We start from the raw sequence: 26720 nt of genomic DNA on the forward strand, positions 1-26720 counted from the left end.
GAAAGGACTGCCATGGCCCGCATCGTTGGCTTCGACCAGGATCCGGCTGAAACCCTTCGTGCCGGCGAGGGGTTCTCGCTGGCCGCGGTGGATCCCGATTCGACGCCCGGTTACAGCGGAAACAAGGCCGACGGCCAGTTGCTGCTGGCGGAGATGGATGACGAACTGTCCGGGCTGCAGGAAAAACTGTTCGCCGAATCCCGGTTCGGCGGCAAGAAGCGGGTCCTGCTGATCCTGCAGGCGATGGACACGGCAGGCAAGGGCGGCATCGTCAACCACGTGATGGCCGCAATGAACCCGCAGGGCGTCCAGTTCAAGGCGTTCAAGGCCCCCACGGACGAGGAGAAGTCCTACGACTTCCTGTGGCGGATCGAGAAGGAAGTACCGGCAGCAGGGATGATGGGCATCTTTGACCGCTCCCACTACGAAGACGTCCTGATCCACAAGGTCCACGGCTGGGCCACCCCGGACGAGATCAAACGGCGGTATACGGCCATCAACGAATTTGAGGCCAGGCTTGCGGATTCCGGGACCACGGTGGTCAAGGTGATGCTCCACATCAGCGGGGACGAGCAGAAGCAACGGCTGCTGGCCCGCCTGGACGACCCCGCCAAGCACTGGAAATACAGCCACGGCGACCTGGAAGAGCGCGCCTTTTGGAACGACTACATGGACGCCTACCAAGCCGCAATTGAGGAAACGAGCACGCCGGCCGCGCCCTGGCATGTCATTCCGGCCAACAAGAAATGGTTCGCCCGGATCGCTGTCCAGCAGCTGCTGCTCGGCGCCCTGTCAGGCATGAACCTGAAGTGGCCGAAGGCGGAATTCGACGTTGCCGCTGAACGGAAGCTCGTGGCCCGCTCCTGACCGACGCACTGTTGGGGACCGTGCTGTTGACGATTTAGAGCGGCTGGTCACGGGCGGCCGCCAGGCGCTTGCGTGCGCCCTCCAGCCATTCCTCACAGCGCGCAGCCAAGGCCTCCCCCCGTTCCCACAGGGCCAGGGATTCCTCAAGGCTCGCCCCGCCTGCCTCCAGCCGTCCCACCACGGCGATGAGCTGCTCGCGGGCTTCCTCGTAGCTGAGGGCTGCGACGTCGGACCCGGGCTTCTGTTCTGTCATGCGTTCTCTTCCACTTCCTGGTGATGGTCTGGGTTTCCTGGGTGCAGCTCACCGGTGGAGGTGGCGCCGAAGCGGCCTTCCGCCACACGGATCGACAGGGCGGCCCCCGCCGGTGCCTCGGCCGGGCGGCGCACCACGGCGTGGCCGGCTTCGGCAATCCGGGCGGCCTGGTCTCCGGCCAGTTCGACGACGGCATACCCCCGGTCCAGCGTCTTCTGCGGCGAGAGTGCGCGCACCTGGGCCTTCAGGTGCTCCAGCTGGTCGGCGGCACGCACCACGGTTGAGTTCGCCGCCGCGGAGGAGCGCCGCAGCAACCGCTCGATTTCCTCCGCCCGGACGGTCACCAATCCCTCCGGCGCCGCCATGACCGGCCTGGAATGAAGGGACGCCAGCCGGTCCGCTTCGCGGTCCACCAGCCGTTCCATGCAACGGCGCAGCTGCTCCCGTGCCTGCCGCACCCCGGCGAGTTCCTCGGAGACTTCCGGGACGATGCGCTTCGCGGCGTCCGTGGGGGTGGAGGCGCGCAGGTCCGCGACCTCGTCCAGCAGCGGCCGGTCCGCCTCATGCCCGATGGCACTTACCACCGGGGTGGTGGCTGCGGCAACGGCCCGGATGAGGTCTTCGCTGTTGAACGGCAGGAGGTCTTCGAGCGCACCTCCGCCACGGGCGATGACGATGACATCCACCTCCGGCCGCGCGTCCAGCTCGCGCAGGGCGCGGACAACCTGCGCCACCGCCGTATTGCCCTGGACGGCCACTTCGCGGATTTCGAACTCGACAGCCGGCCACCGCAGGGCAGCGTTCCGCAGGATGTCCTTTTTCGCATCCGAGTCCCGGCCGGTGATCAGGCCGATGCGGTGCGGCAGCAGCGGCAGGGGCTTCTTGCGGGAGTCGGCAAACAGGCCTTCCGCGGCCAGGGCCTGGCGCAGCCGCTCGATCCGGGCCAGGAGGTCTCCCAGGCCCACAGGCCGGATGTCACGCACCAGCATGTTGAGCCGGCCAGTCTTCAGCCAGAATTCCGGCTTCAGCAGCGCCACCACGCGCGAACCGCTCTCCAGCGGAAGGTTTTGCCGTTCCAGCACCTTGGTCCAGACCGACGCCGGCAAGGACACCTCCGCGTCCACGTCCCGAAGGGTGAGGTAGGCATTGCTGCCGCGGCGGTTCAGCTCGATGACCTGGCCCTCCACCCACGCGGACGGAGTCCGGTCGATGTGGGCCTTCAGCTTCTGGGACAGCAACTGCAGCGGCCACGGGTTGTCCGGGCTGGTCTCCGCGGCAGTGGCGGGCAGGGTAGTGGGAGGGCTGCCGGGAAGTGACGCCTGCTCAGACATGCGGCTGCCCCTGCTGGGCTGGAACTGCGGGCATGGCGTCCTTCGACTGTTGTGGGCGGTCAATCAACCTTATCCATAACGTGTAGCACGGGGGACTGACAGCGGCCGCCCACCAACGTTGCCTAGGATGGTTTTACCGCCATCAACCCCAAAGGACCTGCTGTGCGCACTTTCGTTTCTGCCGTTGCCACCGTGCTTGGCCTCCTCCTGGCCGCCGTGGCGGTTCCCGCCGTGTGGGTGGACCGGACCATCGTCCAGGAGGACGGGTTCGTCCGGCTCGCGGCACCCCTTGGCAAGGACTCCGAGTTCCAGAAAAAGCTCGCATCTGCCGCGGTGGGAACCATCGACACCGGAGCGGTCCCGGGCTTCCTGTCCGGGTTGGTCCAGCCAATGCTGGAGAAGGCGGCAGAGTCGCTGGCCGGGTTGCCCGGCTATCCGGCAGCCTGGGAGGAAACGCTGCGCAGAAGCCACCGCCTCAGCTTCCCGGAACAGGGCGCGGAGTCCACCGGCGGCGCCGGCGCGTCGACGCTGACCCTCGACGTCGCACCGCTGGTGGTCCTTGGCTCCGGGGAGATCTCCCGTGCCACCGGCCTGCCCCTGGATCCGCCGGCGCAGACGCTGATCAATGTTGGCCAGCCAGCGCAGCGGCAGTGGGCGGAACAGCTGGCCACATACGCGCCCATGGGTTACATCCTGGCCCTGGGTTCCGGCATCGCCTTCCTGCTGGCTCTCGTCGCGGCACGCCGCCGCGGAACCGTGCTTCTCGCCGCGGGGGCCGGGGCGTTGGCTTTGGCAGCCCTGTGGGCCTTCGGCGCACAGCTGGGCGCGGCGCGGGCACTGGCGGCCGACACGGGCAATGCCGTGGCCAACATGTTCCGTGACGAATTCGTTGCTGCTGCCGCCGCGGACTTCCAGGCGTGGACCGCCGCCGCCGCGGTCAGCGGGGGAGTGCTGGTGGTGGTGGGCATTGTGACGTTGTTCGCACGCCGGATGCGGCCGCGGGCGAGACGGTAGCATGGAGCAATGACCTCCTCGGCTGTATCCCTTTCGATGCCCACCATCCCCCGCAGGCGCCGTTCGCCGGAGGACGTGGCCGCCGCAGCCCCGGTCAACGGACCCAAGAAGGTGCTGCTGGCCGCCCCCCGCGGGTACTGCGCCGGGGTGGACCGGGCTGTGATCGCGGTTGAAAAGGCGCTGGAACACTACGGGCCGCCGGTCTACGTCCGCAAGCAGATCGTGCACAACGTCCACGTGGTCAGTTCGCTCGAGGAAAAAGGCGCCATCTTCGTCGACGAAACAGATGAGGTCCCCGAGGGCGCCTTGGTGATCTTCTCCGCCCACGGCGTTTCCCCGGCAGTAGTGGAATCCGCCGAAAGCCGCGGGCTGCGCACCATCGATGCCACGTGCCCGCTGGTCACCAAGGTGCACAAGGAAGCCGTCCGTTTTGCCAAGGACGATTTCGATATCCTGCTGATCGGCCACGACGGCCACGAGGAAGTGGAAGGGACCTCTGGCGAGGCTCCCGAGCACATCCAGATCATCAACGGCCCGCACGAAGTGGACAAGGTCACCGTGCGCGACCCGGAAAAGGTCATCTGGCTTTCACAGACCACCCTCAGCGTCGACGAGACGATGGAGACGGTGCGGCTGCTCAAGGAACGGTTCCCCACGTTGCAGGACCCGCCCAGCGACGACATCTGCTACGCCACCACCAACCGCCAGGTGGCCATCAAGAAGATCTCGCCGCAGGCAGACCTCGTGATCGTGGTGGGCTCGGCCAACTCCTCGAACTCGGTCCGCCTGGTGGAAGTCGCCCTCGAGTACGGCGCCAAAGCGTCCTACCGCGTTGACTTTGCGAACGAGGTGGACGAGTCCTGGTTTGAAGGCGTGGCCACGGTGGGGGTCACCTCCGGAGCTTCCGTTCCCGAGGTCCTGGTGCAGGACGTGCTGCGGCTGCTCGCCGACTACGGCTACGGCACTGTGGAGGAAGTGGTCACAGCCGAGGAAGACCTGCTGTTCTCCCTTCCGAAGGAGCTCCGGGCCACCCTGAAGCAGGCCGGCGATGTCAGCCGTGCACTGGGCGGGCGCAGACCCCGCAGCTAAGGCAAGCCACCACATCCGCAACGTCAGGGGCCGGGCAGCCAACAACTGCCCGGCCCCTGCTGCAACCCATGTTCTCCTAGGCGGCTTCCTCACCGCCCTGGAGCTCCGGAGCCGCCAGCGCACGGGGCGTCACTTCCACTACCGGGGGCGTCACCAGGCCGGACTCCTCCAGTGTGTTGAGCTTACGGGCCGTGGGCAGGACGCGTGCTTCCAGGGTCCCCACCATGGCGTTGTAGCGGTCCACGGAGGTCTTCAGCGAGGATCCCAGCTTGCTGACGTTCTCACCGAGTGTTCCCATGCGGCCGTACAGCTGCCGCGCAAGCTCGAACAACTCCCGCGCGCTGTCCGTCAGCACGTCCTGGCGCCAAGTGAAGGCGACGGACTTCAGCACTGCCAGGAGGGTGCCCGGGGACGCCAGGACCACGTTCCTGGACAGGGCGTGGTCCAGGAGGCCGGCATCGGCCTCCAATGCCGCGGCAAGGATGGACTCGGCCGGAATGAAGCAGACCACCAGCTCGGGGGAGTTGCCCGGGATGTCCCAGTACTTCTTGTTGCCGAGCGAATCCACGTGGGACCGGAGGGCCTTGGCATGTTGGGCCAGCAGCGCCTGCTGCGTCCTGCGGCCCTGCGCGGACAGCGGCCCGGGCCGGTCCCCACCGGATGGCGGTCCGGCATGGGCAGCGGCAGCCCCCATGTCCTGGGCTTCCAGGTACGAGGCGAGGGGCACCTTGGCATCGACCACGATCTGCTTCTCGCCGGGAAGCTGGACCACCAGGTCGGGACGCACGGAGGTGTCGCCTCCTGCACTGTGCACTTGCTCCACGAAATCGACGTGCCGCAGCATTCCGGAGGCCTCCACCACGCGGCGAAGCTGGACCTCGCCCCACTGGCCGCGGGCACTGTTGGACCGCAGCGCCGACTCGAGGGCGTGCGTGGACCTGATGAGCTGTTCGTCGGACAGCCTGGCCTCCTGCAGCTGCTGCGCGAGCTGGCCGTACTGTTCCACCCGGTCGCGCTCCAGCAGTGCCACCTGCTGCTGTACCGCCGAAAGCTTCTCCGCCACGGGGGCCAGCGCGCGCAGCACACTGCCGTCCTGCGACCGTGCTTCGCCCAGCTCGCGGTTCTGTGCCGCCAAAAGCCGCCGCTCGGCGTCGGCCGCTGCCAACTGGGCGTTCACCTCGGAGAGCCGGGACGACACCTCGTCGAAGTCAGCTTCCAGGGCACGCGAGTTCCTGCGCAGCGAAAAGTAGGTGGCAGCGGCACCGGCGAGGGCACCGAGCAGCAGCATGAAAAGGGCCAGAATCAACGCAAATGCATCCATGCCTTCACTGTTGCACGGGGCCCTGACAATCACCGGCAGCGACATTCTCCGGTACTGCCTCCAGGGGCGCGGCGGGTAGAATGAATCCTCGTGGCTCTTACTATTGGCATCGTCGGACTGCCCAACGTCGGCAAATCAACCCTCTTCAACGCGCTCACCCGCAACCAGGTGCTGGCCGCGAACTACCCGTTCGCCACCATCGAACCGAACGTGGGCGTCGTGAACCTCCCGGACCCGCGGCTCCAGAAGCTCGCCGGGATCTTCGGCTCGCAGCGGGTCCTGCCCGCCGCCGTCTCCTTCGTTGACATCGCCGGCATCGTCAAGGGCGCCTCCGAGGGGGAAGGGCTGGGCAACCAGTTCCTGGCCAACATCCGTGAGGCAGAAGCCATCGCCGAAGTGGTCCGGGTCTTCGATGACCCCGACGTCATCCACGTGGACGGCAAGGTTGACCCCCGCTCCGACATGGAGACCATCAACACCGAGCTGATCCTCGCCGACCTGCAGACCATCGAAAAGGCGATCCCGCGGATCGAAAAAGAGGTCAAGATCAAGAAGCGGGAGGCTGCCGAACTCGCCGCCATCAAGGCCGCCCAGGCAGTGCTGGAGCGCGGCGATACGATCTACTCCGCCATCAAGAGCGACAAGCTGGAGATGGAACACCTCAAGGAGCTGGGCCTGCTGACGGCCAAGCCGTTCATCTACGTGTTCAACGCCGACGAAGCCATCCTGGGCAGCCCGGAAAAGCAGGAGGAACTGCGCGCCCTCGTGGCGCCGGCTGACTGCATCTTCCTTGACGCGAAACTCGAAGCGGACCTGGTGGAACTGGACGAGGAAGAAGCCCGCGAGATGCTGGAAATGAACGGCCAGGACGAGTCCGGCCTGGACCAGCTCGCCCGCGTCGGCTTCCACACCCTGGGCCTGCAGACCTATCTCACGGCCGGACCCAAGGAAGCACGGGCCTGGACCATCCGGCAGGGCGATACGGCCCCCCAGGCAGCGGGCGTCATCCACTCCGACTTCCAGCGCGGCTTCATCAAAGCAGAAGTTGTTTCCTTCGAGGACCTTGTCGACGCCGGTTCCATGGCCGAAGCCAAGTCCCGCGGCAAGGTCCGGATCGAAGGCAAGGAATACGTCATGGCCGACGGCGACGTGGTGGAGTTCCGCTTCAACGTCTAAGGGCCCGAACGGCTTATCCTGACTCTGTAGGGCGTGCATGGTGGCGACCCCGTCCCCTCCGGAGAGGGAAAACACTAGGAGGCGGCATGCCGGTCCGGCGTCTGATGAAGTTGCTCGTTGCCGCGTTGGCGGCTGCCCTGGTTCTTTCCGGCTGTTCGGGCGGCAGCGCCCCGTCCGTGGTGGTGGGGGAGGCCAAACGCGGCGGCAGCGTGACGGTGGCAGAGGTCAACGCCTTCTCCTCGTTCAACCCGTACAGCGCTGGTGGCAACACCGACATCAACTCCAAGATCAGCGCCGCCACCCATTCGGGCTTCTTCTTCCTCGATGACAGCTCCAAAGTGGTGCGGAACGACAAGTTCGGGCACTACGAGAAGGTCTCCGACCAGCCGCTTAAGGTGAAGTACACCGTCAACGAGGGCGTCAAGTGGTCGGACGGGGCACCCATCGGGGCTGCGGACCTCCTGCTGGCCTGGGCGGCCGGGTCGGGCTATTTTGACGACGTCGACCCCGCCGCCGGCACGGGCACCAAGTACTTTTCGGTTGCGTCGGACACCAGCGGCCTGGGCGGCACCGTGTTCCCGGAACTTGGGGGAGACGGCCGCTCCATCATCCTTGAATACTCCGCACCCTACGCGGACTGGGAGGTGGCCTTCGACGTCGGTATGCCTGCCCACGTCGTCGCCGCCAAGAGCGGGCTGAACGACGAGGAAGACCTGGTCAAGCTGCTGAAGGACACGCCGCGCGGCAACCCGGAAAAGCCGGTGACCCGCCCGGACCTGAAGAAGGTCAGCGACTTCTGGAACACCGGGTTCGATGCAAAGACCATCCCCGACGATCCGGCCCTCTACCTCTCCAGCGGCCCGTACATCGTCCGTGACATCGTCCCGGAAGTCTCCATGAAACTGGTCCGGAACCGCGACTACGTGTGGGGACAGGAGCCGTGGCTGGATGAAATCAACGTCCGGTTCACCGGGGGAGTGCCTGCCGCGGTTGACGCCATCCGCAACGGGCAGGCGGACATCATCTCGCCGCAGCCTTCCGCTGCAAACGACGACCTGCTCACCGCCCTGGCCGCGCAGGGCATCACCGTGGAGCGGTACAGGCAGTCCGGCTACGACCACCTGGACCTCAACTTTTCCGGCCCCTTCACGGATAAGGATGTCCGCGAAGCGTTCCTTAAGACCATTCCGCGGCAGGAGATCGTGGACGCCGTGGTGGGCGGCCAGGTGCCCGACGCCAAACCGCTGGACTCGCACGTGTTCCTGCCGGGACAACCCAAATACGACGAAACGGTCAGGAACAACGGCTCCTCGAATTACGCGAAGGTGGACCTCGAGGCCGCCAGGAAGCTCCTGAACGGCGCCACGCCCACCATCCGGGTCCTCTACAACCGGGACAATCCCAACCGGGCCAAGGCATTTGCCCTGCTCCGCGACTCGGCGGCCAAGGCAGGCTTCCAGGTGGTCGACGCCGGACAGGCCAGTGCCGACTGGGCGGCATCGCAGACCCGGGGCGGGTACGACGCCGTTATCTCGGGATGGATCGGGACAGCCGCGGGCGTCAGCCGGATTCCGCAGATTTTCCGGACAGGGGCGGGCAGCAACTTCACCGGCTTTTCGGATCCCGACGCCGACAGAATCATGGAACAGCTGGCCACCACCACGGACCTCGGCAAACAGGACGAACTGCTGGCTGACATCGACAAACAGGTATGGGAAGACGCCTACGGGTTGCCGCTGTACCAGACGCCGGGAACCACTGCCTTCAGTCCGCGGGTAGCGGGCGTGAAGACGAGCCCGGGTCCACTTGGGCTGTGGTGGAACGTTTGGGACTGGCGGCTCGCATAGCAGCCGGCTACACCCCCGGAAGGGAAGGTTCCGGCCCGTCGCGGGAACGTTCACGCATCCGATTCGCCGTTCCGGCTACCGGCGAGTAGCATGTGACGTGCATAACTTCCGTCAGCTGGCCACGGCATTTCACCGCGCCGGTCACGGTTTGGCAACGGAGTACCAGTATCTGGACTTCGTGCGGTTAGGCTACTCGTACATGTAGGCCACGTCACAGGGCACAACTGCGTCTGACCTGCGGGGAAGCACAATTCCCGTTACATCTCCCACAACTCATAGGAGGCGGAATGCGTTTTACGCGCACTTCCAAAGCACTGGGCATCGTGGCGGCCGCCGCGCTTGCCCTGACCGGGTGCGGCGCCGGCGGCGGCGGCAGCACCGACGGGGCCAGCAATGCTGCCGGCGACCCGAACAAGGTCATCACCGCCTACAGCAACGAACCACAAAATCCGTTGCTGCCGGCAAACACCAACGAGGTCTACGGCGGCCGCGTCGTAAACCTGCTTTTCGAAGGCCTCCGCAGCTACGATGCGAACGGCAAGGCAGTCAACGCGCTTGCTGAATCCATCGAGTCATCCGACGCACAGAACTGGACCATCAAGGTCAAGCAGGGCCAGAAGTTCACCAATGGTGAGGCGATCACCGCCAAGACCTTCGTGGATTCATGGAACTTCGCCGCCAACTCCAAGAACCTGCAGAACAACGGATTCTTCTTCGAATCCATCGCTGGCTACGAGGACGTTTCGGCTGTCACCAAGTCCACCGACGCCAGCGGCAAGTCCACCAGCACCCCGGCGCCCAAGGCAGAAACCATGACCGGCCTGCAGGCCACGGATGATTCCACCATCACCGTCAAGCTGGCCCAGCCTGAAGCGGACTGGTCCCTGCGCCTGGGCTACTCCGCCTTCTACCCGCTGCCTTCCGCAGCACTGGCAGACCCCAAGACCTACGGTGAAAACCCCGTCGGCAACGGACCCTACAAGTTCGAGAAGCAGGGTTCCTGGGTCCATGACCAGTCCATCTCGCTGGTCAAGAACGCTGACTACAACGGCACCCGCCCCGCAAAGAACGGCGGCGTGACGTTCAAGTTCTACACTGACCCGGGCCCCGCATACACCGACCTGCAGTCGGACAACCTGGACATCACGGACGTCCTGCCGTCCAACGCGCTGAAGACCTACGTCAACGATTTCCCGGACCGCAACGCCACCAAGCCGGTAGCCACTAACTCCACCCTGAACATCCCGGGCTACAACCCGAACTTCCAGGGTGAAGCCGGCAAGCTGCGCCGCCAGGCACTGTCCTATGCCATCAACCGCGAGGAAATCGCGAAGGTGGTCTTCAACGGCACCCGCACCCCGGCCAAGGCCTACGCTCCGCCGGTCATCGATGGCTTCAAGGAAGGCATCAAGGGCAGCGAGGTCCTGACGTTCGACGCTGCCAAGGCGAAGGACCTGTGGGCGCAGGCTGACAAGATCCAGCCGTACGACAACTCCAAGCCGCTCCAGATTGCCTCCAACACTGACGGCGGCAACAAGGAATGGATCGACGCCGTGGCCAACGGCTTCAAGAACAACCTCGGCATCCAGGCTGAAATCCAGCCGTTCGCCAAGTTCGCAGAGGTCCTGAACCTGCGCAAGTCCCAGCAGCTGCCGGGCCTGACCCGCGCCGGCTGGCAGGGCGACTACCCGTCGCTGTACAACTTCCTGGGGCCGGTCTGGGCCACGGGCGCATCCTCCAACTACGAGAAGTACTCGAACCCCGAGTTCGACAAGCTCCTCAAGGAGGGCCTGGCCGCCAAGAGCACGGACGAGGCCAACACCAAGTTCAACCAGGCGCAGGAAATCCTGTTCCAGGACCTTCCCGGACTGCCGCTCTGGGACCAGGCACGCCCGATCGTGTGGAGCAACAACGTCGTGAAGGCCGAGACCGGCTGGAACGGTGAAATTCTCTACTACGGCATCACCGCCAAGTAGTCACCAGATCTAACTTGCCGACAGGCTGATGGGGGTTCGGTTACGGCCGGACCCCCATTGGCTTGCATCGGCAGGAAGGCACCCATGAACCCGTTTTGCATCCTTCCGGAAAGCAGGTGATCCTATGCTCCGGTTTATTCTGCGCCGACTGCTCCAGGTGATCCCTGTCTTCCTCGGCACCACCCTTTTGGTCTATTACATGGTGTTCGCCCTGCCGGGCGATCCCATCGCGGCGCTGTTCGGCGACCGCCAGCCCCCGCAGGCCGTGATCGACACCCTGCGCAGCCAGTACAACCTGGACCAGCCGTTCTGGGTCCAGTACGGACTGTTCCTGAAGAACCTCTTCACCTTCAACCTGGGCAACGACTTCACCGGGCAGCCGATCGCGGCAAGCCTGGCCCGCGTCTTCCCCGTCACGGCCATGCTCGCCATCGAGGCACTGGCAATCCAGGCCATCTTCGGCGTGCTGTTCGGCGTGTTCGCCGGACTGCGCCGCGGCGGCTGGTTCGATTCCACCGTCCTGGTGGCGTCGCTGGTGGTCATCGCAGTGCCCACCTTCGTCCTGGGCTTTGTTTTCCAGCTTGTCTTTGGCGTGCAGCTCGGCTGGGCCAAACCAACCGTGGGCGCGAACGCGAACTGGGGCACGCTGCTGCTTCCTGCAGTGGTCCTGGGCCTCGTATCGTTCGCCTATGTGCTCCGGCTGACCCGGGCATCGGTCAGCGAAAACATGAACGCCGACTACGTGCGGACGGCCACTGCCAAGGGCCTGTCCCGGCCCCGCGTCGTGCTGGCGCACATCCTGCGCAACTCGCTGATTCCGGTGGTTACCTACCTGGGCGCCAACCTTGGCAGCCTCATGGGCGGTGCCATCGTCACCGAAGGCATCTTCAACGTACCGGGAGTCGGCAACAAGCTCTACCAGGCTGTCCTCCGCAGCGAAGGCCCCACGATCGTCTCCATCGTCAGCGTGCTGGTGCTGGTGTTCGTCGTGGCCAACCTGCTCGTCGACCTCCTGTACGCCTGGCTTGACCCGAGGATCCGCTATGACCAGTAACAACAGCCACTTCGTGGCCCCCATCGATGAGACGCCGCTGCAGGCCACGGACGCGGTCAAAACCGACCAAGCCCCCCTCAGCCTGTGGGCCGACGCCTGGCGCAAGCTCCGCCGTCGTCCGCTGTTCATCATCTCGACCATCCTCATCCTGATGCTCATTGTGATCGCGCTGTTCCCCGGGCTCTTCTCCTCGGTGCCGCCGAACGAGAACTGCGAGCTGGCCAACTCCGAAGGCGGCCCGACCGCCGGGCACCCGTTCGGGTTCACCTTCCAGGGCTGCGACGTCTATTCCCGCGTCATCCACGGGACCCAGGCCTCGCTGTCGGTGGGTGTGCTTTCGGTGCTGTGCGTCCTGGTCATCGGAGTGACCATCGGTGCCCTCGCCGGGTACTACGGCGGCTGGATCGACGCCGTGCTCGCCCGGCTCGGTGACATCTTCTTCGCCCTGCCGCTCGTCCTGGGTGCGCTGGTGATCACCCAGCTGCCCCTGTTCCGCGAGAACAAGAGCGTGTGGACCGTGGTTTTCGTCATCTCGCTCCTGGCATGGCCACAGATGGCACGCATCACCCGCGGCGCAGTGATCGAAGTGCGCAACGCCGACTTCGTGACGGCGGCACGTGCGCTGGGTGTCTCCAAGTTCGGTGCACTGATCCGGCACGTCCTGCCCAACGCCCTGGCTCCGATCATCGTCCTGGCGACGCTGGAACTGGGAGTGTTCATCGTGGCCGAAGCCACCCTGTCCTTCCTGGGCATCGGCCTGCCCCAGAGCATCATGTCCTGGGGCAACGACATCGCCGGCGCGCAGGCGTCCATCAGGACCCGGCCGGAAATTATGCTCTACCCGGCCGCGGCGCTGTCCATCACCGTGCTGAGCTTCATCATGCTGGGCGACGCCGTGCGCGACGCCCTTGACCCGAAGAGCCGCCAGCGATGAGAGATAAAGAGATGACAACTCCAGAAATCCGCATCGATGAGGCCGGGACCACCGGCGTCCGGCCGCTCCTTGAGATCCGTGACCTCGCCATCACCTTCAAGACCGGTGGCGGCGAAGTCCAGGCGGTGCGCAACGCCCACCTGACCATCATGCCGGGCGAGACCGTTGCCATCGTGGGGGAGTCGGGCTCAGGCAAGTCGACCACGGCGCTGGCAGCCATCGGCCTCCTGCCCAACAACGGCAGGGTGTCCGGCGGCCAGATCCTGCTGGACGGCGAGGATATTGCGCACGCCAGTGAGCAGCGCATGATCGAACTGCGCGGAAACACCATCGGCATGGTTCCGCAGGACCCCATGTCCAACCTGAACCCGGTGTGGAAGATCGGCTACCAGGTCCGGGAAACGCTGCGCGCGAACGGCCGGCCCAGCGGGCCGGACGACATCGCCAAGGTGCTGTCCCAGGCCGGACTGCCGGACTCCAAGCGGCGGGCCAACCAGTACCCGCACGAGTTCTCCGGCGGCATGCGCCAGCGGGCCCTGATCGCCATCGGCCTGTCCTGCCAGCCGCGCCTGCTGATCGCTGACGAGCCGACGTCGGCCCTGGACGTGACCGTGCAGCGGCAGATCCTGGACCACCTGGACACCATGACCACCGAGCTCGGCACTTCCGTGCTGCTGATCACCCACGACCTGGGGCTGGCAGCTGAGCGGGCAGACAAAGTGGTGGTCATGTACCAGGGCCGCGTCGTAGAAGCGGGGCCGTCGCTGGAACTCCTGCGCAACCCGCAGCACCCGTACACCAAGCGGCTCGTGGAGTCGGCCCCCTCGCTTGCCAGCCGCCGCATCCAGGTGGCCAAGGAACAGGGCGTGGAGACGGCGGACCTGTTGGCTCCCGCAGCCGGGACGGCGAAGCCGGACACCTTCCTGCAGATCCAGGACCTGCGGAAGGTGTACAAACTCCGCTCGGGGCTGGGCAAGGCCACGGATTTCGCTGCCGTCGACGGCGTGAGCTTCGATGTCCGGCGCGGCACCACGACGGCGATCGTGGGGGAGTCGGGCTCCGGCAAGTCCACAGTGGCCAAGATGGTGCTCCAGCTTGAGAAGCCCACGGACGGCCGGATCCTGTTCGACGGCGTGGACACCTCGGCGCTGAAGCCTGCCGACCTGTTCAAGTTCCGCAGGCGGGTCCAGCCGATCTTCCAGGACCCCTACGGCTCGCTGGATCCGATGTACAACATCTACCGCACCATCGAGGAGCCGTTGCGGGTCCACAAGATTGGTGACCAGGCGAGCCGGGAGAAGAAGGTCAGGACCCTGCTGGACCAGGTGGCCCTGCCGCAGTCCGCCATGCAGCGGTACCCGAACGAGCTGTCCGGCGGCCAGCGGCAGCGCGTTGCCATTGCCCGAGCGCTGGCGCTGGACCCCGAGGTCATCATCTGTGACGAAGCGGTGTCCGCGCTGGACGTACTGGTGCAGGCCCAGGTGCTGAACCTGCTTGCCGACCTGCAGGCCAACCTCGGGCTGACGTACCTGTTCATCACCCACGACCTCGCGGTGGTCCGGCAGATCGCCGACCACGTCTGCGTGATGGAAAAGGGACGCCTGGTGGAGACCGGATCCACGGACGAGGTCTTCGAGTCGCCGAAGCAGGACTACACCAAGGCCCTGCTCAACGCCATCCCGGGTGCCAAGCTGATGCTTCCGCCTGAGGTCGCGTAGCGCACCAGTCCGGATCACGGCTGGGGCCGGGGCCTTCGGGCTCCGGCTCCAGCCGTTTCCTTTTGCTTGTTGGAACGCTTACCGCCGCCCGGGAGCCGTGGTCAGTCCTGAAGCGGGCTGCCGGTGAGGGGGACCGCAGCGAGGGGGGCCTGGTCCGGGGCCGGCGTCGTCTTCCGGTCCAGCCCCAGCTCGCGGAGCCTGCGCTCCAGGAGGCTTCCCAGCGCCCTGCGGCCGTTGGAGTTCATATGCACCGAGTCGGCCAGGTCCTTCGCAAGCCCGTACCTCGTCAGCCAGTCGCCCACGGACACGAAGGGCAGGCCGTGGGCTGCCGCCACGGAACCCAACAGGGCATCCACCTCGCTGCGGCGCCCCCCGCCGTCGTCCTTTCCACGTGCCAGGGTGCCGATCATGGCCACCCGTGTTCCGGGGTAACGGCCCTGCAGTTCGGCGATGAGGCGCTCCGCGTTCTCCACGATCCGGGCATTGGCCGCTCCGCTGGCGGCATCATTGCCGCCACCTTCGATCACGATCAGTGCCGGAGTGCCCGAGGGGAGTTGCCAGTCGCCCCGCAGCAGCGCGTCGATGTAATTGCCGGTGGACCCGTTGGCTGCAACGAACCCCGTGCCGCCCCGGCCACAGAAGTACACGTTGTACCCGGCGGCCGCGAGACCCAGGCGCGGCCAGCCGTCCGCCGGTTCCGACTGGGAATCGCCGATCAGCAGGACGGTCCTGCCGACGTCGGGCACCACGGCTTCCAACCTGCCGTTGGAGGGGTTGCGGACTTTCGCCGTCGCTGTCACACCGGGTGCGCCTGACGTCGTGGCACCGGCCGCGCCGGGCAGGGCGCCGGCCGCGTTGGCCGGCAGGGCTGACGGCGAAGGGGAAGCGGAGCAACCGGTGAGTCCGGCAATCCCCGAAAGGCTGAGGACGGCAGCCAGCACAAGGGCTGACGCCCTGGCAGGTGCGGGGCCTGTGCGGTCCGTTGCTGGCGGCATCTTTGTCTCCGGCAGTGGTGGTCTAAGTCACAGCAATCATGCCATGGGCAGTGGCCGCGAGTGAATTTCATCACAGCCCGGCAGGCCGGCGTCCCGGCATGCGGGTTTGGGCCTCCCGGAGCCTGCAGGGAATTTAGGCCAATAAATGGCACACCGGCTAGAATGGAGCAAGGTGCCCTGTGTTAAGGGCCGGATCCGTCGTGCGTTCCAGTTGGAAATGTCGCGATGCTACAGCTGACCCACTGAATCGAGCCATTACGCATGTCTGAAACCACCACCAACACCGCGGTAGCCACTGCATCGCGCAGTGACCTGCGCAACGTCGCGATTGTGGCCCACGTTGACCACGGCAAGACCACCCTGGTCGATGCCATGCTCAAGCAGACCAACTCCTTTGCCGAGCACAACCACCTCGAAGACCGCGTGATGGACTCCGGTGACCTGGAGCGCGAAAAGGGCATCACCATCCTGGCCAAGAACACCACCGTGGCCTACAACGGTCCGTCCTCCAAGGGCGAGACCATCACCATTAACGTTATCGACACCCCCGGCCACGCCGACTTCGGCGGCGAGGTGGAGCGCGGCCTGTCCATGGTTGACGGTGTCGTGCTGCTCGTTGACTCTTCCGAGGGCCCGCTGCCCCAGACCCGCTTCGTGCTCCGCAAGGCCCTTGCCGCGCACCTCCCGGTGATCCTGCTGGTCAACAAGACCGACCGCCCCGACGCCCGCATCGATGAAGTGGTGCACGAGTCCATGGACCTGCTCCTCGGCCTGGCATCCGACCTCGCCGACGAGGTCCCGGACCTGGACCTGGACAAGGTCCTGGAAGTTCCGGTCGTCTACGCCGCCGCCAAGGTTGGCCGCGCATCCCTGGAGCAGCCGGCCAACGGCTCCGCCCCGGACAACGAGGACCTTGAGCCGCTGTTCAAGACCATCATCGAGCACATCCCGGCTCCCACCTACAACCCGGAAGGTGTCCTGCAGGCGCACGTCACCAACCTGGACGCCTCCCCGTTCCTGGGCCGCCTGGCGCTGCTCCGCATCTACAACGGCACGCTCCGCAAGGGCCAGCAGGTTGCCTGGGCCCGGCAGAACGGCGAGCTGAAGACCGTCAAGATCACCGAGCTGCTCGCCACCAAGGCACTGGAGCGTGTTCCGGCCGAGTCCGCCGGTCCCGGCGAGATCGTCGCCGTCGCCGGTATCGAAGACATCACCATTGGTGAAACCCTGACCGACGTCGAAAACCCGCAGCCGCTGCCGCTGATCACCGTTGACGATCCCGCGATCTCCATGACGATCGGTATCAACACCTCGCCGCTGGCCGGCAAGGTCAAGGGCGCCAAGGTTACCGCCCGCCAGGTGAAGGACCGCCTCGACAAGGAGCTCATCGGTAACGTCTCCATCAAGGTGCTCCCCACCGAGCGTCCTGACGCATGGGAAGTCCAGGGCCGTGGCGAGCTCGCCCTGGCCATCCTCGTGGAGCAGATGCGCCGCGAAGGCTTCGAACTCACCGTGGGCAAGCCGCAGGTTGTCACCAGGACCATCGACGGCAAGATCCACGAGCCGATGGAGCACATGACCATCGACGTGCCCGAGGAATACCTTGGCGCCGTCACGCAGCTGATGGCCGCCCGCAAGGGCCGCATGACCAACATGGCCAACCACGGCACCGGCTGGTGCCGCATGGAATTCATCGTTCCGGCCCGTGGCCTGATCGGCTTCCGCACGCGGTTCCTCACCGACACCCGCGGTGCGGGCATCGCAGCCTCGATCTCCGAGGGCTACGAGCCGTGGGCCGGCCCCATCGAATACCGCACCAACGGCTCGATGGTCGCCGACCGCGCCGGTGTTGTCACCCCCTTCGCCATGATCAACCTCCAGGAGCGCGGCTCCTTCTTCGTCAAGCCCACCTCGGAGGTATACGAAGGCATGATCGTGGGCGAGAACTCCCGCGCCGACGACATGGACGTGAACATCACGAAGGAAAAGAAGCTCACCAACATGCGTGCCGCTTCCTCGGACACCTTCGAGAACCTGACGCCGCCGCGCGAGCTCACCCTCGAAGAGTCGCTCGAATTCGCCCGCGAGGACGAGTGCGTGGAGGTGACCCCGGAAGCCATCCGCATCCGCAAGGTCATCCTCGACTCCAACGAGCGTGCCAAGGCCAACCGCGCCCGCGCCAAGGCCTAGCAACGTCCTGATTGAACAGAATGCCACCGGCACCATGCCGGTGGCATTCTGCGTTCCGGCTCTGCTCACTGAAAGTCAGTTTCAATGCGCAGGGACAGCCCCTGCGCGATGAGCTTCTGCGTCAGTGTGCATAACGGTTCTCCACATAGGCTCAATCCGCCCCTGCTCCCGCCCTCTGTGTGGGGCAGCATGCTTCCATGCAAAATGTCACAGTTGCCCTGGCGGCTTTGGGCGGAGTCTCCGGCACCAGTTCCCTTCTTCGCGCGGGCGTGTCGCGGCGCAACCTGGAAGCCGGAGTCCTCTCCGGCTCCGTCCTCAGGCTGGCACGGGGAGTCTATGCGCTGCCGCATGCGGATCCGGTGCTGATCCACGCCGCCCGCCATCATGCGGTGCCCGGCTGTGTAACGGCAGCCCTGGCCGCGGGGCTCTGGGTGGTCAAGACTCCACACCTGCCACATCTCGCGGCGCCGCACGGCAGACCGGTCCCTGGTTGCGTGGTGCACCGCAGCAGCCTGCCCCTGACGCACCTGGACGTTGCGTGCCAAGCCCTGCGTTGCCTGCCGCCGCTCGAGGGCCTGACTATTGCTGAGTCTGCGGTCAAGAAGGGATTCATCCAGCTCGCAGTGTTAAGGGAACAGTTTCCGGCAGCCCGGGAAAAGAGCATCCGCGGGCTGGTGGCAAGGATCCGGCCCCAATCCGGGTCCATCATCGAGACCATGGCCCGCTATCTGCTGGAGGAGGCCGGGCTGACGGTGGAGCTGCAGGTCAAGGTTCCGGGAATGGGCCACCTGGACCTCCTGGTGGACGGCATTGTGGGGATTGAGACGGATGGCTATGCACACCACAGCAGCCGTGAAGCCTACCGTGAGGACAGGCGGCGGTGGAACATCACCGTTATCAGGGGCGTGCCCACGCTCCGCGTGACGTTCGAAATGCTGCTGGGCGAGCCCCGGGAGTTCGTGCTAATGGTGCAGCAGGCCCTTGCGACGTACCGACGTGCGTAGTGAAGGCGTGGCTCGCTGAGCAGGGACTGTCCCTGCGCAGTGACAGGCTTGCTCAGTGCGCGGCCGGGCGGCGGCGCGGGGGCGCCGGCGGAACCTCCTTGGCTGCAACCACGCGGTCAAGGGGAATGACGACGTCGGCCTGCCGGGTGCGGACGGTGCAGGAACCGGCGTCGCACGCCACTAGGTGGCCCAGTGCGTCGGTGAAACCGTCTTCGATCCTGTACCGCACCACGACCCGGATTCCCGGTGCTGCAGAGGAAAGGAACCGGGCGGGCGGGGGTACTGGCTGACTCACCAGTTCATACTAGGGTCCCGGCTAGGTTCGCGGTAACGGGCTGGGAGATAATAGGCTCAGATGTCAGACTCCGGCCGTGCCGCCGGATGCAAGAGCCGGCGGGACGCCGGAACCCCAACGTGGAGAGGCCAGGGACGTGACGTACGTAATCGCGCAGCCGTGTGTGGATGTCAAGGACAAGGCGTGCATTGAAGAATGCCCCGTCGACTGCATCTATGAAGGCGAGCGTTCGCTGTACATCCATCCGGACGAATGCGTCGACTGTGGAGCCTGCGAACCGGTATGCCCGGTGGAGGCCATCTACTACGAGGACGACACTCCCGATGAGTGGGCCGACTACTACAAGGCCAACGTGGAGTTCTTCGATGACCTCGGTTCCCCTGGCGGGGCAGCGAAGATCGGCAACACGGGCAAGGACCACCCGATGATCGCCGCGTTGCCCCCGCAGAACCAAGACCACTGACCGGACGGAAACAGTGACCGCAGCAGTGAACCCGTTTGGCCTGGATCTGCCCGACTACCCGTGGGAGGCCATGGCGCCGTACCTGGCGAAGGCAACGGAGCACCCCGGCGGGGCCGTCAACCTTTCCATCGGGACGCCCGTGGACCCCACACCGGCGTTGATACAGGACGCCCTGAAAGCCGCTGCGGACGCCCCGGGATATCCCACGGTCCACGGCACGCCCGCCCTGCGCGAAGCCATTGCGGGCTGGTTCGAACGCCGCCGTGGAGTGGCCGGCCTCGATCCACGCAACATCATGCCTACGGTTGGTTCGAAGGAACTCGTGGCGTGGCTGCCGCTGCTGCTCGGCCTGAAGCCCGGAGACGTCGTGGTCCGCCCCAAGGTGGCCTACCCCACCTACGATATTGGCGCTACCCTGGCCGGTGTTACCTCCGTGGCCACGGACAACCTGGACGAACTCGATGAGGCGACCCGTTCACGGGTTCGGCTGATCTGGGTGAACTCACCCGGCAACCCCACCGGCAGCGTGCGGGACGCGGACTCATTGAAGACGCTGGTGGAGCAGGCGCGCGAACTGGGCGCCGTGGTGGCCTCGGACGAGTGCTACGCCGAGCTGGGCTGGGGCGCCTGGGATGTCCAGCGCGGCGGCCAGCCCGTCCCCAGCATCCTGGACCCGCGCGTGGCCGGCGGATCGCACCAGGGCCTGCTGGCGGTGTACTCACTGAGCAAGCAGTCCAATGTTGCCGGCTACCGGGCAGCGTTCGTGGCGGGCGACCCGGACCTGATGCCCAACCTGGTCAACAGCCGCAAGCACGCGGGCATGATCGTGCCCTACCCGATCCAGGAAGCCATGCGCGTTGCCCTCGGGGACGACGCGCACGTCGAAGCCCAGAAGGACCTGTACCGCGGCCGGCGTGAGCGGCTTGTGCCCGCCTTGCTGGACTTCGGCCTGGAAATCAAGGAGTCCGACGCCGGGCTGTACCTTTGGTCGACGGCGGGGGAGGGCACGTGGGAGACTGTGTCGCGCCTCGCCGAGCGCGGCATCGTGGTGGGCCCCGGCGTCTTTTACGGAGAAGCAGGCAACGGGTACGTCCGGGTGGCCCTCACCGGCACCGACGAGCGGATCGACGCAGCAGTCGCCCGGCTCGCAGGGCAGGACGGCAAGTAACATTACTGTGACTCGCGCCACATCAGGTGCATTTTAGGCCCTGTGGGGCTGTCGCGGATTAGTGACACCCGCCAAGGAGCTGTACTTTTTAACTGATCAATGGTGGCTTTCTACAAGAAGGCAGCCCGGGTGTTGGAACCTGTGTTCTCAGGTGCAGTGCGCGGCTCACCTGATGTTGGATCAAGCTTTCGACAGAGGCCAAAGGCGCCTCATGAAGGGGACTCCATGACTGAGACCAACAATGCTGCGACCCTGCTCCACGCAGGTGGCGAGCTTAAGCTCCCGCGCATCCAGGTTGTTGAAGGGAACGAAGGTTACGACGTCTCCAAGCTGCTGAAGCAGACCGGTGCCGTGACGTTTGACCCCGGCTTCATGAACACCGCAGCAACCACGTCGGCAATCACCTACATCGACGGCGATGCGGGCATCCTGCGCTACCGCGGGTACCCCATCGAGCAGCTGGCGCAGCACTCCAGCTTCCTTGAGGTTTCCTACCTGCTGATCTACGGCAACCTGCCCACGCCCACAGAACTGGACGAGTTCGACCAGAAGATCCGGCGCCACACCCTGCTGCACGAGGAGCTCAAGGGCTTCTTCGGAGGCTTCCCCCGCGACGCGCACCCCATGCCGGTGCTGTCCTCGGCCGTGTCCGCACTGTCCACGTTCTACCAGGACTCGCTGGACCCGTTCAACGCCGAGCAGGTGGAGGTCTCCACCATCCGCCTGATGGCCAAGCTGCCGGTCATCGCCGCCTACGCGCACAAGAAGTCCATCGGCCAGCCCATGCTGTACCCGGACAACTCCATGAACCTGGTGGAGAACTTCCTGCGCCTCAGCTTCGGCCTCCCCGCCGAGCAGTACGAGCTGGACCCCGTCATCGTCAAGGCGCTGGACCTGCTGCTGATCCTGCATGCGGACCACGAGCAGAACTGCTCCACCTCCACCGTGCGCCTGGTGGGCTCGTCCAACGCCAACCTCTTCGCCTCCGTCTCCGCCGGCATCAACGCCCTCTTCGGCCCCGCCCACGGCGGCGCCAACGAGGCCGTGCTCAAGATGCTCCGCCAGATCCAGGCCGAGGGCCTCAAGCCCGAGGACTACATGGAGAAGGTCAAGAACAAGGAGGACGGCGTCCGCCTCATGGGCTTCGGGCACCGGGTCTACAAGAACTACGACCCGCGCGCCAAGATCGTCAAGGCCACCGCCCACGAGATCCTCGAGAAGCTCGGCGGCAACGACGAACTGCTGGACATCGCCATGCGCCTGGAAGAGAAGGCGCTGAGCGACGACTACTTCATCCAGCGCAAGCTCTACCCGAACGTGGACTTCTACACCGGCCTGATCTACAAGGCCATGGGTTTCCCCGAGAAGATGTTCACCGTGCTGTTCGCCATCGGCCGCCTGCCCGGCTGGATCGCCCAGTGGCGCGAAATGATCAGCGACCCCAACACCAAGATCGGCCGCCCGCGCCAGCTGTACATCGGCGAGCCGGAGCGCGACTACCCGGCCCGCTGACCCCTGCAGCCACAACAGGCTTAACGACGACGGCCGCCCACCTTTCGAAGGTGGGCGGCCGTTCGGCGTTCGGTCCAGGTGGTTGAGCAGGCTCAGGAGGCGTAGCCGTTCGGGTTGTTCTTTTGCCAGCGCCAGTGGTCCTCGCACATCTGGTCCACGGTTTTGGTGGTGGACCAGCCGAGGTCGGCGAGGGCTGAGGCGGCGTCCGCCCAGAAGGCGGGAAGGTCCCCGGCCCGGCGGTTGGTGATCTCGTAGGGGATGGGTTTGCCGACGGCTTTTTCAAAGGAGTGCAGGACTTCCAGGACGGAGGAGCCCTTGCCGGAGCCGAGGTTCCAGCGGAACACGCCGGTGCGGGCGGTGATGTGGTTCAGTGCGGCCACGTGGCCTTCGGCGAGGTCCACGACGTGGATGTAGTCGCGCAGGCAGGTGCCATCGGGGGTGTCGTAGTCGCCGCCGAAGACCATGAGTTTGTCGCGGCGGCCCACGGCCACCTGGGCGATGAAGGGGACGAGGTTGTTGGGGATGCCCTGGGGGTCTTCGCCGATGCGGCCGGAGGGGTGGGCGCCGACGGGGTTGAAGTAGCGCAGCAGGGCTATGTGCCAGCGCGGGTCCGCGGCGCCGAGGTCGGTGAGGATGTCCTCGATCTGTTCCTTGGTGCGCCCGTAGGGGTTGTTGGCGCCGATCTCCATTTTTTCGACGTAGGGGATGGGGTTGTGTTCGCCGTAGACGGTGGCTGAGGAGCTGAAGACGATGGAGCGGACGTCGTGCCGGTCCATGGTGCGGATCAGGTTCAGGGTGCCGACGAGGTTGTTGTAGTAGTACTTCAGCGGCTCCCGGACGGATTCGCCGACGGCCTTGAGGCCTGCGAAGTGGATGACGGCGTCGATGCCGCTGCCGGCGAAGACGTTTTCCACTGCGGCCTCGTCCACCAGGTCCACGTTGTGGAATTCGGCGGCCTTGCCGCTTAGTTCGGCCACCCGGCGCAGTGATTCCTCGCTTGAGTTGACCAGGTTGTCGATGACAACCACATCGTGGCCGGCTTCCTGAAGGGACAAGACAGTGTGGGAACCGATGTAGCCGGTACCCCCGGTAACCAAGATTTTCATGCCCCCAACGCTATCCCACGGCGCCTCTTTGCCGCCCCCGAGTCCCGGACGCCAAGCGCTATGTGACACGGCAATAAAAGCACAAGTGTGCTATTAAGGATGGTGCCCAAAATAGTTGATGCAGACGTCCGGCGGCAGGACGTGGTCGATGCTGTGCTCCGCATCATCGCAGTTGACGGACTGGAACGGGCCTCGCTGCGGGAAGTGGCCGACGAGGCGGGCCTGGCCGTGGGATCGGTCCGGCACTATTTCGCCGGCAGCGAGGAACTGCTTGCCTTCTCCTTCGCCACCGTGGTGGACCGCATCCTGGCCCGGCTGGGAAGGCTGTTGCCGGCGGTGCACGGCGCGGCACGGGGGAGTGCCGGCCAGCGGGAGGCTGTTTTAACCCTCTTGGGCGGCATGCTGCCCCTGGACGAGGACAGCGCGGTGGAGGTCTGCGCCTGGCTGGCGTTCAAGAATGCCGCACGGATCAAGGCTTTTCTTTCCGCCGAGGCCGACCGCAGCCACCGGGAAGTGGCGGCCATCGTCGGCACCGTCATCGCTGCCCTGCTGCCTGAGGACGAACCGCAGGAGAGCCTGGTGCTTGAAGCCGAGCGGCTCCTGGCCACCCTTGACGGGCTGTGCCTGCACGCTTTGCTGCAGCCGGGCTGGATGACCGCACAGATGTGCCGCGACGTCCTGGAGCGGCACCTGGACGGCGTGGCACGGTAGGTTGCTCCCGTTGGCCGGGCTGTCCTGCACTACCGCGAATTGCCTGCGGGAATAGACTGATAACCGGGTAGGCCGGACCGGACCACAATGCCCGGTATGACTAAGGCCAGGGAAGGACTTCGGATGCAGCATGCAAGCGGTTCAGGGTGGCACATCACCACGGACACGTCCGGGCCGATGATGATTGCCCTGTACGTCCGGGACGCGGCCGGCCTGAATGGAGTGGGGCGGCCCATGCTGTCCCATGCCGCACCCAAAGTCCGCTCCGCAGACCACTCCCACCTGACGGCAGACGTTGGCGGGCTGAGCGCCCTGAAGACCGAATGGGAGGCCTGGTGGGAGCAGCTTCTCAAGGCCCACCCGCAGACGTCCCCGGAGCTGTCCCCGCCCGGGTTCGAAGCCTTCGGCAATTCCCCGGCCCTTCAGCGGGTCCTGCAGGCACATTTCGGTTCGGCCCTCACCTGGGCCCGTGAACGCCGGAGCGAGTACGCCGAACTGGAAGCCGAACGTGTGGCCACCGGAACGGACCAGCAGCTGAAGGACATGGTGGACGACCGGCTGCTGGAAGTGGGCCGGGATGCCCGGGACTTCACGCTGACCATCATCGAACTTCCCCTGGACGAGCAACGCGCCTGGTACCTGGAACCTGACAAGATCATCATGAGCCAGCAACTCATGGGCCAGCCCGACCTATTCCGCAGCTACGTCCAGCCGGTGCTGGAAATCCTCGTCTAGCCCCACGTAAGGCAGGACGACGGCGGCCCTCAGCTGCCGCCGTCGTCCTGCCTGACGGTGATGCGCACCTGGCCGTCCGGTGCCCCCGACTCCCGCCATCCGTCCCCGCTGCTGCGCTGCCAGGTCCGGCCTGCCACGTCCACCTGGGTGACGGCGAGTTCCTTGGCGTTGGCTACCGCCCATTGCGCGATGGACCAGGCCTCGGTTCCGCCGGCGTCCACCACCAGGCCGCCTCCCGCTGCTTCGGCGTCCACGCCTCCGTACGCGAGGTCCAGTTCGGAGGCCACTGTGGCGGTGTTCCCGGCCGCCGTGGCAGAGCGGAGGGTGCACTGCACCGCCTCCGGCGTCTGCCCTGTCAGGCCGGAGGCGAACGCGCGGCCCAGGTCTTCGTGCTGGGCGTAGGCCTGGGGGTGGGCGGAGCGCTGGACCTGCTGCGCCGCGTCCGTAATGTCGAGCGTTTCGTAGCCTGGGATCTTGACCAGGGCGTCGTAGAAGGCGTTCACGGCGTAGTACGGGTCCATGATCTGGGCCTCTGTTCCCCAGCCCTGGGAGGGCCGTTGCTGGAACAGGCCGCGGGAATCGGGTCCTGCCTGGTCGCCGTGTCCGATGTTGCGGAGCTTGGATTCCTGCATGGCCGTGGCCAGCGCGATGCTCGCCGCCCGGGGCGGCAGTCCCCGCCGCACCGCCACGGCAGTGATAAGGGCGGCATACACCGCCTGGTCCGGCGCCAGTTCTGCCGTCCGGTTGCCCGCGGTCGCGGTGCAGCGTTCCGAAACCAGGGTCTCGGAACGCTGCACGAAGTACACCGCAGTGTAGATGCCGCCGGCCACGAGTGCGAGGGCCAGCACCAGCACCACCAGGCGGCGCAGGCTGCGTCTGCGTGCCACTGGTGGATTCAGTTGGCGTGCAGGGCGTCGTTCAGTTCGACCGTCTGGCCCTTGCGGGGGAGGACCTCCACGGCGCCGGTGGTGGAGTTGCGGCGGAAGAGGAGGTTGGGCACGCCGGAAAGCTCCGCGGCCTTGACGATCTTCGTGGTGTCTTCGCCCACCTCGTCCTTGGGACCCGGTACCCGCACGCGCGTGCCGGCCGTGACATAGAGGCCTGCTTCCACCACGGAGTCATCGCCGATGCTGATGCCGACGCCGGAGTTTGCGCCCAGCAGGACGCGTTCGCCGATGGTGATCTTCTCCTTGCCGCCGCCGGAAAGGGTGCCCATGATTGAGGCGCCGCCGCCGACGTCGCTGCCGTTGCCGGTGACGACGCCGGCCGATATGCGGCCTTCAACCATGGAGGTGCCAAGGGTGCCCGCGTTGAAGTTCACGAAGCCCTCGTGCATCACCGTGGTGCCTTCCGCCAGGTGCGCGCCCAGGCGGACCCGGTCAGCGTCGGCGATCCGTACCCCGCTGGGTACGACGTAGTCCACCATGCGCGGGAACTTGTCCACGCCGTACACGGTGACGGCACCCCGGCGGCGCAGCCTGGCGCGGGTCAGTTCGAAGCCTTCGACGGCGGCCGGGCCGAAGTTGGTCCAGACGACGTTGGGCAGCTTGCCGAAGATGCCGTCAAGGTTGATCGTGTTGGGCCGGACCAGCCGGTGGGAGAGCAGGTGGAGGCGCAGGTAGGCGTCTGCCGTGTCGGCAGGGGCTTCGTCCAGGTTGATCTGGACGAACACCACTTTCTGCTCCGTACCGCGGTCCTCATCGGCGCCGTTCTCGGCAATCTGCACCAGGGCTTCATCGGCGTTTTCCACCGAGCGGAGGTTCCCGGCCGCTACACCGAGTGCGGGGGCGGGGAACCAGACATCCAGGACGGTGGCATCGCTGCCGGCTGTGGAGATGGTGGCCACGCCAAAGCCATACGCGGAGCGTTCGCCGGCGGCGGTGTTCAAGGTTTCGGGCACGGCAGAAGAAGCGGTCTCAGTCATGTGCCCCAGTCTATCGAGGGCCGGGTGGCCGGTTCGA

The 26720-nt window shown here is 65.9% G+C and carries 24 protein-coding genes; 16 read left to right on the forward strand and 8 right to left on the reverse strand.

Annotated features, from left to right (window positions below; genetic code table 11):
* Positions 1-12 precede the first annotated feature (12 nt).
* Positions 13-867 carry a polyphosphate kinase 2 family protein gene (locus K4G53_RS15695; RefSeq protein WP_221386565.1) on the forward strand — a complete coding sequence of 285 codons (855 nt, stop codon included), beginning with the start codon at positions 13-15 and terminating at the stop codon, positions 865-867.
* A gap of 34 nt (positions 868-901) precedes the next feature.
* Here the strand turns inward: K4G53_RS15695 and K4G53_RS15700 are convergent, their stop codons facing one another.
* Positions 902-1120: an exodeoxyribonuclease VII small subunit gene (locus tag K4G53_RS15700; protein WP_221386566.1), complete on the reverse strand. Its 219-nt coding sequence runs from the start codon at positions 1118-1120 to the stop codon at positions 902-904.
* The gene (gene xseA / locus K4G53_RS15705; RefSeq protein ID WP_221386567.1) at positions 1117-2451 is read right to left on the reverse strand and encodes an exodeoxyribonuclease VII large subunit; all 1335 of its coding nucleotides are present in this window, start codon (positions 2449-2451) and stop codon (positions 1117-1119) included. Before xseA ends, K4G53_RS15700 begins: the two co-directional genes overlap by 4 nt.
* A 162-nt stretch (positions 2452-2613) precedes the next feature.
* Between xseA and K4G53_RS15710 the strand changes: the two genes are divergently transcribed.
* Complete coding sequence (locus K4G53_RS15710; protein ID WP_221386568.1) at positions 2614-3465, forward strand: hypothetical protein; 852 nt, start codon at positions 2614-2616, stop codon at positions 3463-3465.
* 9 nt (positions 3466-3474) lie between these two features.
* On the forward strand, positions 3475-4554 hold the full coding sequence (locus tag K4G53_RS15715) for a 4-hydroxy-3-methylbut-2-enyl diphosphate reductase (protein ID WP_221386569.1): 1080 nt from the start codon (positions 3475-3477) through the stop codon (positions 4552-4554).
* Positions 4555-4630: 76 nt separating this feature from the next.
* Here the strand turns inward: K4G53_RS15715 and rmuC are convergent, their stop codons facing one another.
* On the reverse strand, positions 4631-5875 hold the full coding sequence (rmuC, locus tag K4G53_RS15720; protein ID WP_221386570.1) for a DNA recombination protein RmuC: 1245 nt from the start codon (positions 5873-5875) through the stop codon (positions 4631-4633).
* Between the two features lie 90 nt (positions 5876-5965).
* Here rmuC and ychF point away from each other — a divergent pair, with 90 nt between their 5' ends.
* The 6 genes from ychF to K4G53_RS15750 all read left to right on the forward strand — a co-directional run bounded on the left by ychF (position 5966) and on the right by K4G53_RS15750 (position 14580).
* Positions 5966-7051, forward strand: coding sequence for a redox-regulated ATPase YchF (gene ychF / locus K4G53_RS15725; RefSeq protein ID WP_221386571.1), 1086 nt, complete (start codon positions 5966-5968; stop codon positions 7049-7051).
* Positions 7052-7137: 86 nt separating this feature from the next.
* The gene (locus tag K4G53_RS15730) at positions 7138-8898 is read left to right on the forward strand and encodes an ABC transporter family substrate-binding protein (protein WP_221386572.1); all 1761 of its coding nucleotides are present in this window, start codon (positions 7138-7140) and stop codon (positions 8896-8898) included.
* Between the two features lie 287 nt (positions 8899-9185).
* On the forward strand, positions 9186-10874 hold the full coding sequence (locus tag K4G53_RS15735; protein WP_221386573.1) for an ABC transporter substrate-binding protein: 1689 nt from the start codon (positions 9186-9188) through the stop codon (positions 10872-10874).
* 124 nt (positions 10875-10998) lie between these two features.
* A complete protein-coding gene (locus tag K4G53_RS15740) occupies positions 10999-11928 on the forward strand; it encodes an ABC transporter permease (RefSeq protein WP_221386574.1) in 930 nt (309 codons plus the stop codon).
* The gene (locus K4G53_RS15745; protein WP_221386575.1) at positions 11918-12862 is read left to right on the forward strand and encodes an ABC transporter permease; all 945 of its coding nucleotides are present in this window, start codon (positions 11918-11920) and stop codon (positions 12860-12862) included. Before K4G53_RS15740 ends, K4G53_RS15745 begins: the two co-directional genes overlap by 11 nt.
* A gap of 11 nt (positions 12863-12873) precedes the next feature.
* Positions 12874-14580, forward strand: coding sequence for an ABC transporter ATP-binding protein (locus K4G53_RS15750; RefSeq protein ID WP_221386576.1), 1707 nt, complete (start codon positions 12874-12876; stop codon positions 14578-14580).
* A gap of 101 nt (positions 14581-14681) precedes the next feature.
* On the opposite strand, the gene K4G53_RS15755 is transcribed toward K4G53_RS15750, so the two are convergent.
* Positions 14682-15575 carry an SGNH/GDSL hydrolase family protein gene (locus K4G53_RS15755; RefSeq protein WP_221386577.1) on the reverse strand — a complete coding sequence of 298 codons (894 nt, stop codon included), beginning with the start codon at positions 15573-15575 and terminating at the stop codon, positions 14682-14684.
* Positions 15576-15836: 261 nt separating this feature from the next.
* Here K4G53_RS15755 and typA point away from each other — a divergent pair, with 261 nt between their 5' ends.
* Both typA and K4G53_RS15765 read left to right on the forward strand, forming a co-directional pair.
* On the forward strand, positions 15837-17765 hold the full coding sequence (typA, locus tag K4G53_RS15760; protein WP_221386578.1) for a translational GTPase TypA: 1929 nt from the start codon (positions 15837-15839) through the stop codon (positions 17763-17765).
* Positions 17766-17962: 197 nt separating this feature from the next.
* Positions 17963-18769, forward strand: a complete 807-nt coding sequence (locus tag K4G53_RS15765) for a hypothetical protein (protein ID WP_221386579.1) — start codon at positions 17963-17965, stop codon at positions 18767-18769.
* Between the two features lie 52 nt (positions 18770-18821).
* Here the strand turns inward: K4G53_RS15765 and K4G53_RS15770 are convergent, their stop codons facing one another.
* Positions 18822-19064 carry a hypothetical protein gene (locus tag K4G53_RS15770; RefSeq protein WP_221386580.1) on the reverse strand — a complete coding sequence of 81 codons (243 nt, stop codon included), beginning with the start codon at positions 19062-19064 and terminating at the stop codon, positions 18822-18824.
* 136 nt (positions 19065-19200) lie between these two features.
* Between K4G53_RS15770 and fdxA the strand changes: the two genes are divergently transcribed.
* The 3 genes from fdxA to K4G53_RS15785 all read left to right on the forward strand — a co-directional run bounded on the left by fdxA (position 19201) and on the right by K4G53_RS15785 (position 22207).
* The gene (fdxA, locus tag K4G53_RS15775; protein WP_009356972.1) at positions 19201-19527 is read left to right on the forward strand and encodes a ferredoxin; all 327 of its coding nucleotides are present in this window, start codon (positions 19201-19203) and stop codon (positions 19525-19527) included.
* Between the two features lie 13 nt (positions 19528-19540).
* Complete coding sequence (gene dapC / locus K4G53_RS15780) at positions 19541-20695, forward strand: succinyldiaminopimelate transaminase (RefSeq protein WP_221386581.1); 1155 nt, start codon at positions 19541-19543, stop codon at positions 20693-20695.
* A gap of 225 nt (positions 20696-20920) precedes the next feature.
* Positions 20921-22207 carry a citrate synthase gene (locus tag K4G53_RS15785; RefSeq protein WP_221386582.1) on the forward strand — a complete coding sequence of 429 codons (1287 nt, stop codon included), beginning with the start codon at positions 20921-20923 and terminating at the stop codon, positions 22205-22207.
* Positions 22208-22299: 92 nt separating this feature from the next.
* On the opposite strand, the gene galE is transcribed toward K4G53_RS15785, so the two are convergent.
* The gene (gene galE, locus K4G53_RS15790) at positions 22300-23313 is read right to left on the reverse strand and encodes a UDP-glucose 4-epimerase GalE (RefSeq protein ID WP_221386583.1); all 1014 of its coding nucleotides are present in this window, start codon (positions 23311-23313) and stop codon (positions 22300-22302) included.
* A gap of 102 nt (positions 23314-23415) precedes the next feature.
* On the opposite strand from galE, the gene K4G53_RS15795 reads away from it, so the two are divergent.
* Both K4G53_RS15795 and K4G53_RS15800 read left to right on the forward strand, forming a co-directional pair.
* Positions 23416-24024, forward strand: coding sequence for a TetR/AcrR family transcriptional regulator (locus K4G53_RS15795; protein WP_221386584.1), 609 nt, complete (start codon positions 23416-23418; stop codon positions 24022-24024).
* A 123-nt stretch (positions 24025-24147) separates the two neighbouring features.
* A complete protein-coding gene (locus K4G53_RS15800) occupies positions 24148-24759 on the forward strand; it encodes a hypothetical protein (RefSeq protein WP_221386585.1) in 612 nt (203 codons plus the stop codon).
* Between the two features lie 29 nt (positions 24760-24788).
* Here the strand turns inward: K4G53_RS15800 and K4G53_RS15805 are convergent, their stop codons facing one another.
* Together K4G53_RS15805 and dapD are read right to left on the reverse strand one after the other, a co-directional pair.
* On the reverse strand, positions 24789-25646 hold the full coding sequence (locus tag K4G53_RS15805; RefSeq protein WP_221386586.1) for a hypothetical protein: 858 nt from the start codon (positions 25644-25646) through the stop codon (positions 24789-24791).
* 8 nt (positions 25647-25654) lie between these two features.
* Positions 25655-26683 (reverse strand): 2,3,4,5-tetrahydropyridine-2,6-dicarboxylate N-succinyltransferase, encoded by a 1029-nt coding sequence (gene dapD / locus K4G53_RS15810; RefSeq protein WP_221386587.1) that lies wholly within the window; start codon positions 26681-26683, stop codon positions 25655-25657.
* Positions 26684-26720 lie beyond the last annotated feature (37 nt).

It is taken from the genome of Arthrobacter sp. MAHUQ-56, from assembly GCF_019710585.1.
Classification (GTDB): Bacteria; Actinomycetota; Actinomycetes; order Actinomycetales; family Micrococcaceae; genus Arthrobacter.

Bases quoted from the DNA above. Each gene is read 5' to 3' on its own strand.
- K4G53_RS15695 (WP_221386565.1), top strand. From the start codon at position 13: ATGGCCCGCATCGTTGGCTTCGACCAGGATCCGGCTGAAACCCTTCGT.
- K4G53_RS15700 (WP_221386566.1), bottom strand. From the start codon at position 1,120: ATGACAGAACAGAAGCCCGGGTCCGACGTCGCAGCCCTCAGCTACGAG.
- xseA (WP_221386567.1), bottom strand. From the start codon at position 2,451: ATGTCTGAGCAGGCGTCACTTCCCGGCAGCCCTCCCACTACCCTGCCC.
- K4G53_RS15715 (WP_221386569.1), top strand. From the start codon at position 3,475: ATGACCTCCTCGGCTGTATCCCTTTCGATGCCCACCATCCCCCGCAGG.
- rmuC (WP_221386570.1), bottom strand. From the start codon at position 5,875: ATGGATGCATTTGCGTTGATTCTGGCCCTTTTCATGCTGCTGCTCGGT.
- K4G53_RS15730 (WP_221386572.1), top strand. From the start codon at position 7,138: ATGCCGGTCCGGCGTCTGATGAAGTTGCTCGTTGCCGCGTTGGCGGCT.
- K4G53_RS15735 (WP_221386573.1), top strand. From the start codon at position 9,186: ATGCGTTTTACGCGCACTTCCAAAGCACTGGGCATCGTGGCGGCCGCC.
- K4G53_RS15740 (WP_221386574.1), top strand. From the start codon at position 10,999: ATGCTCCGGTTTATTCTGCGCCGACTGCTCCAGGTGATCCCTGTCTTC.
- K4G53_RS15745 (WP_221386575.1), top strand. From the start codon at position 11,918: ATGACCAGTAACAACAGCCACTTCGTGGCCCCCATCGATGAGACGCCG.
- K4G53_RS15750 (WP_221386576.1), top strand. From the start codon at position 12,874: ATGACAACTCCAGAAATCCGCATCGATGAGGCCGGGACCACCGGCGTC.
- K4G53_RS15755 (WP_221386577.1), bottom strand. From the start codon at position 15,575: ATGCCGCCAGCAACGGACCGCACAGGCCCCGCACCTGCCAGGGCGTCA.
- typA (WP_221386578.1), top strand. From the start codon at position 15,837: ATGTCTGAAACCACCACCAACACCGCGGTAGCCACTGCATCGCGCAGT.
- K4G53_RS15765 (WP_221386579.1), top strand. From the start codon at position 17,963: ATGCAAAATGTCACAGTTGCCCTGGCGGCTTTGGGCGGAGTCTCCGGC.
- K4G53_RS15785 (WP_221386582.1), top strand. From the start codon at position 20,921: ATGACTGAGACCAACAATGCTGCGACCCTGCTCCACGCAGGTGGCGAG.
- galE (WP_221386583.1), bottom strand. From the start codon at position 23,313: ATGAAAATCTTGGTTACCGGGGGTACCGGCTACATCGGTTCCCACACT.
- K4G53_RS15800 (WP_221386585.1), top strand. From the start codon at position 24,148: ATGCAGCATGCAAGCGGTTCAGGGTGGCACATCACCACGGACACGTCC.
- dapD (WP_221386587.1), bottom strand. From the start codon at position 26,683: ATGACTGAGACCGCTTCTTCTGCCGTGCCCGAAACCTTGAACACCGCC.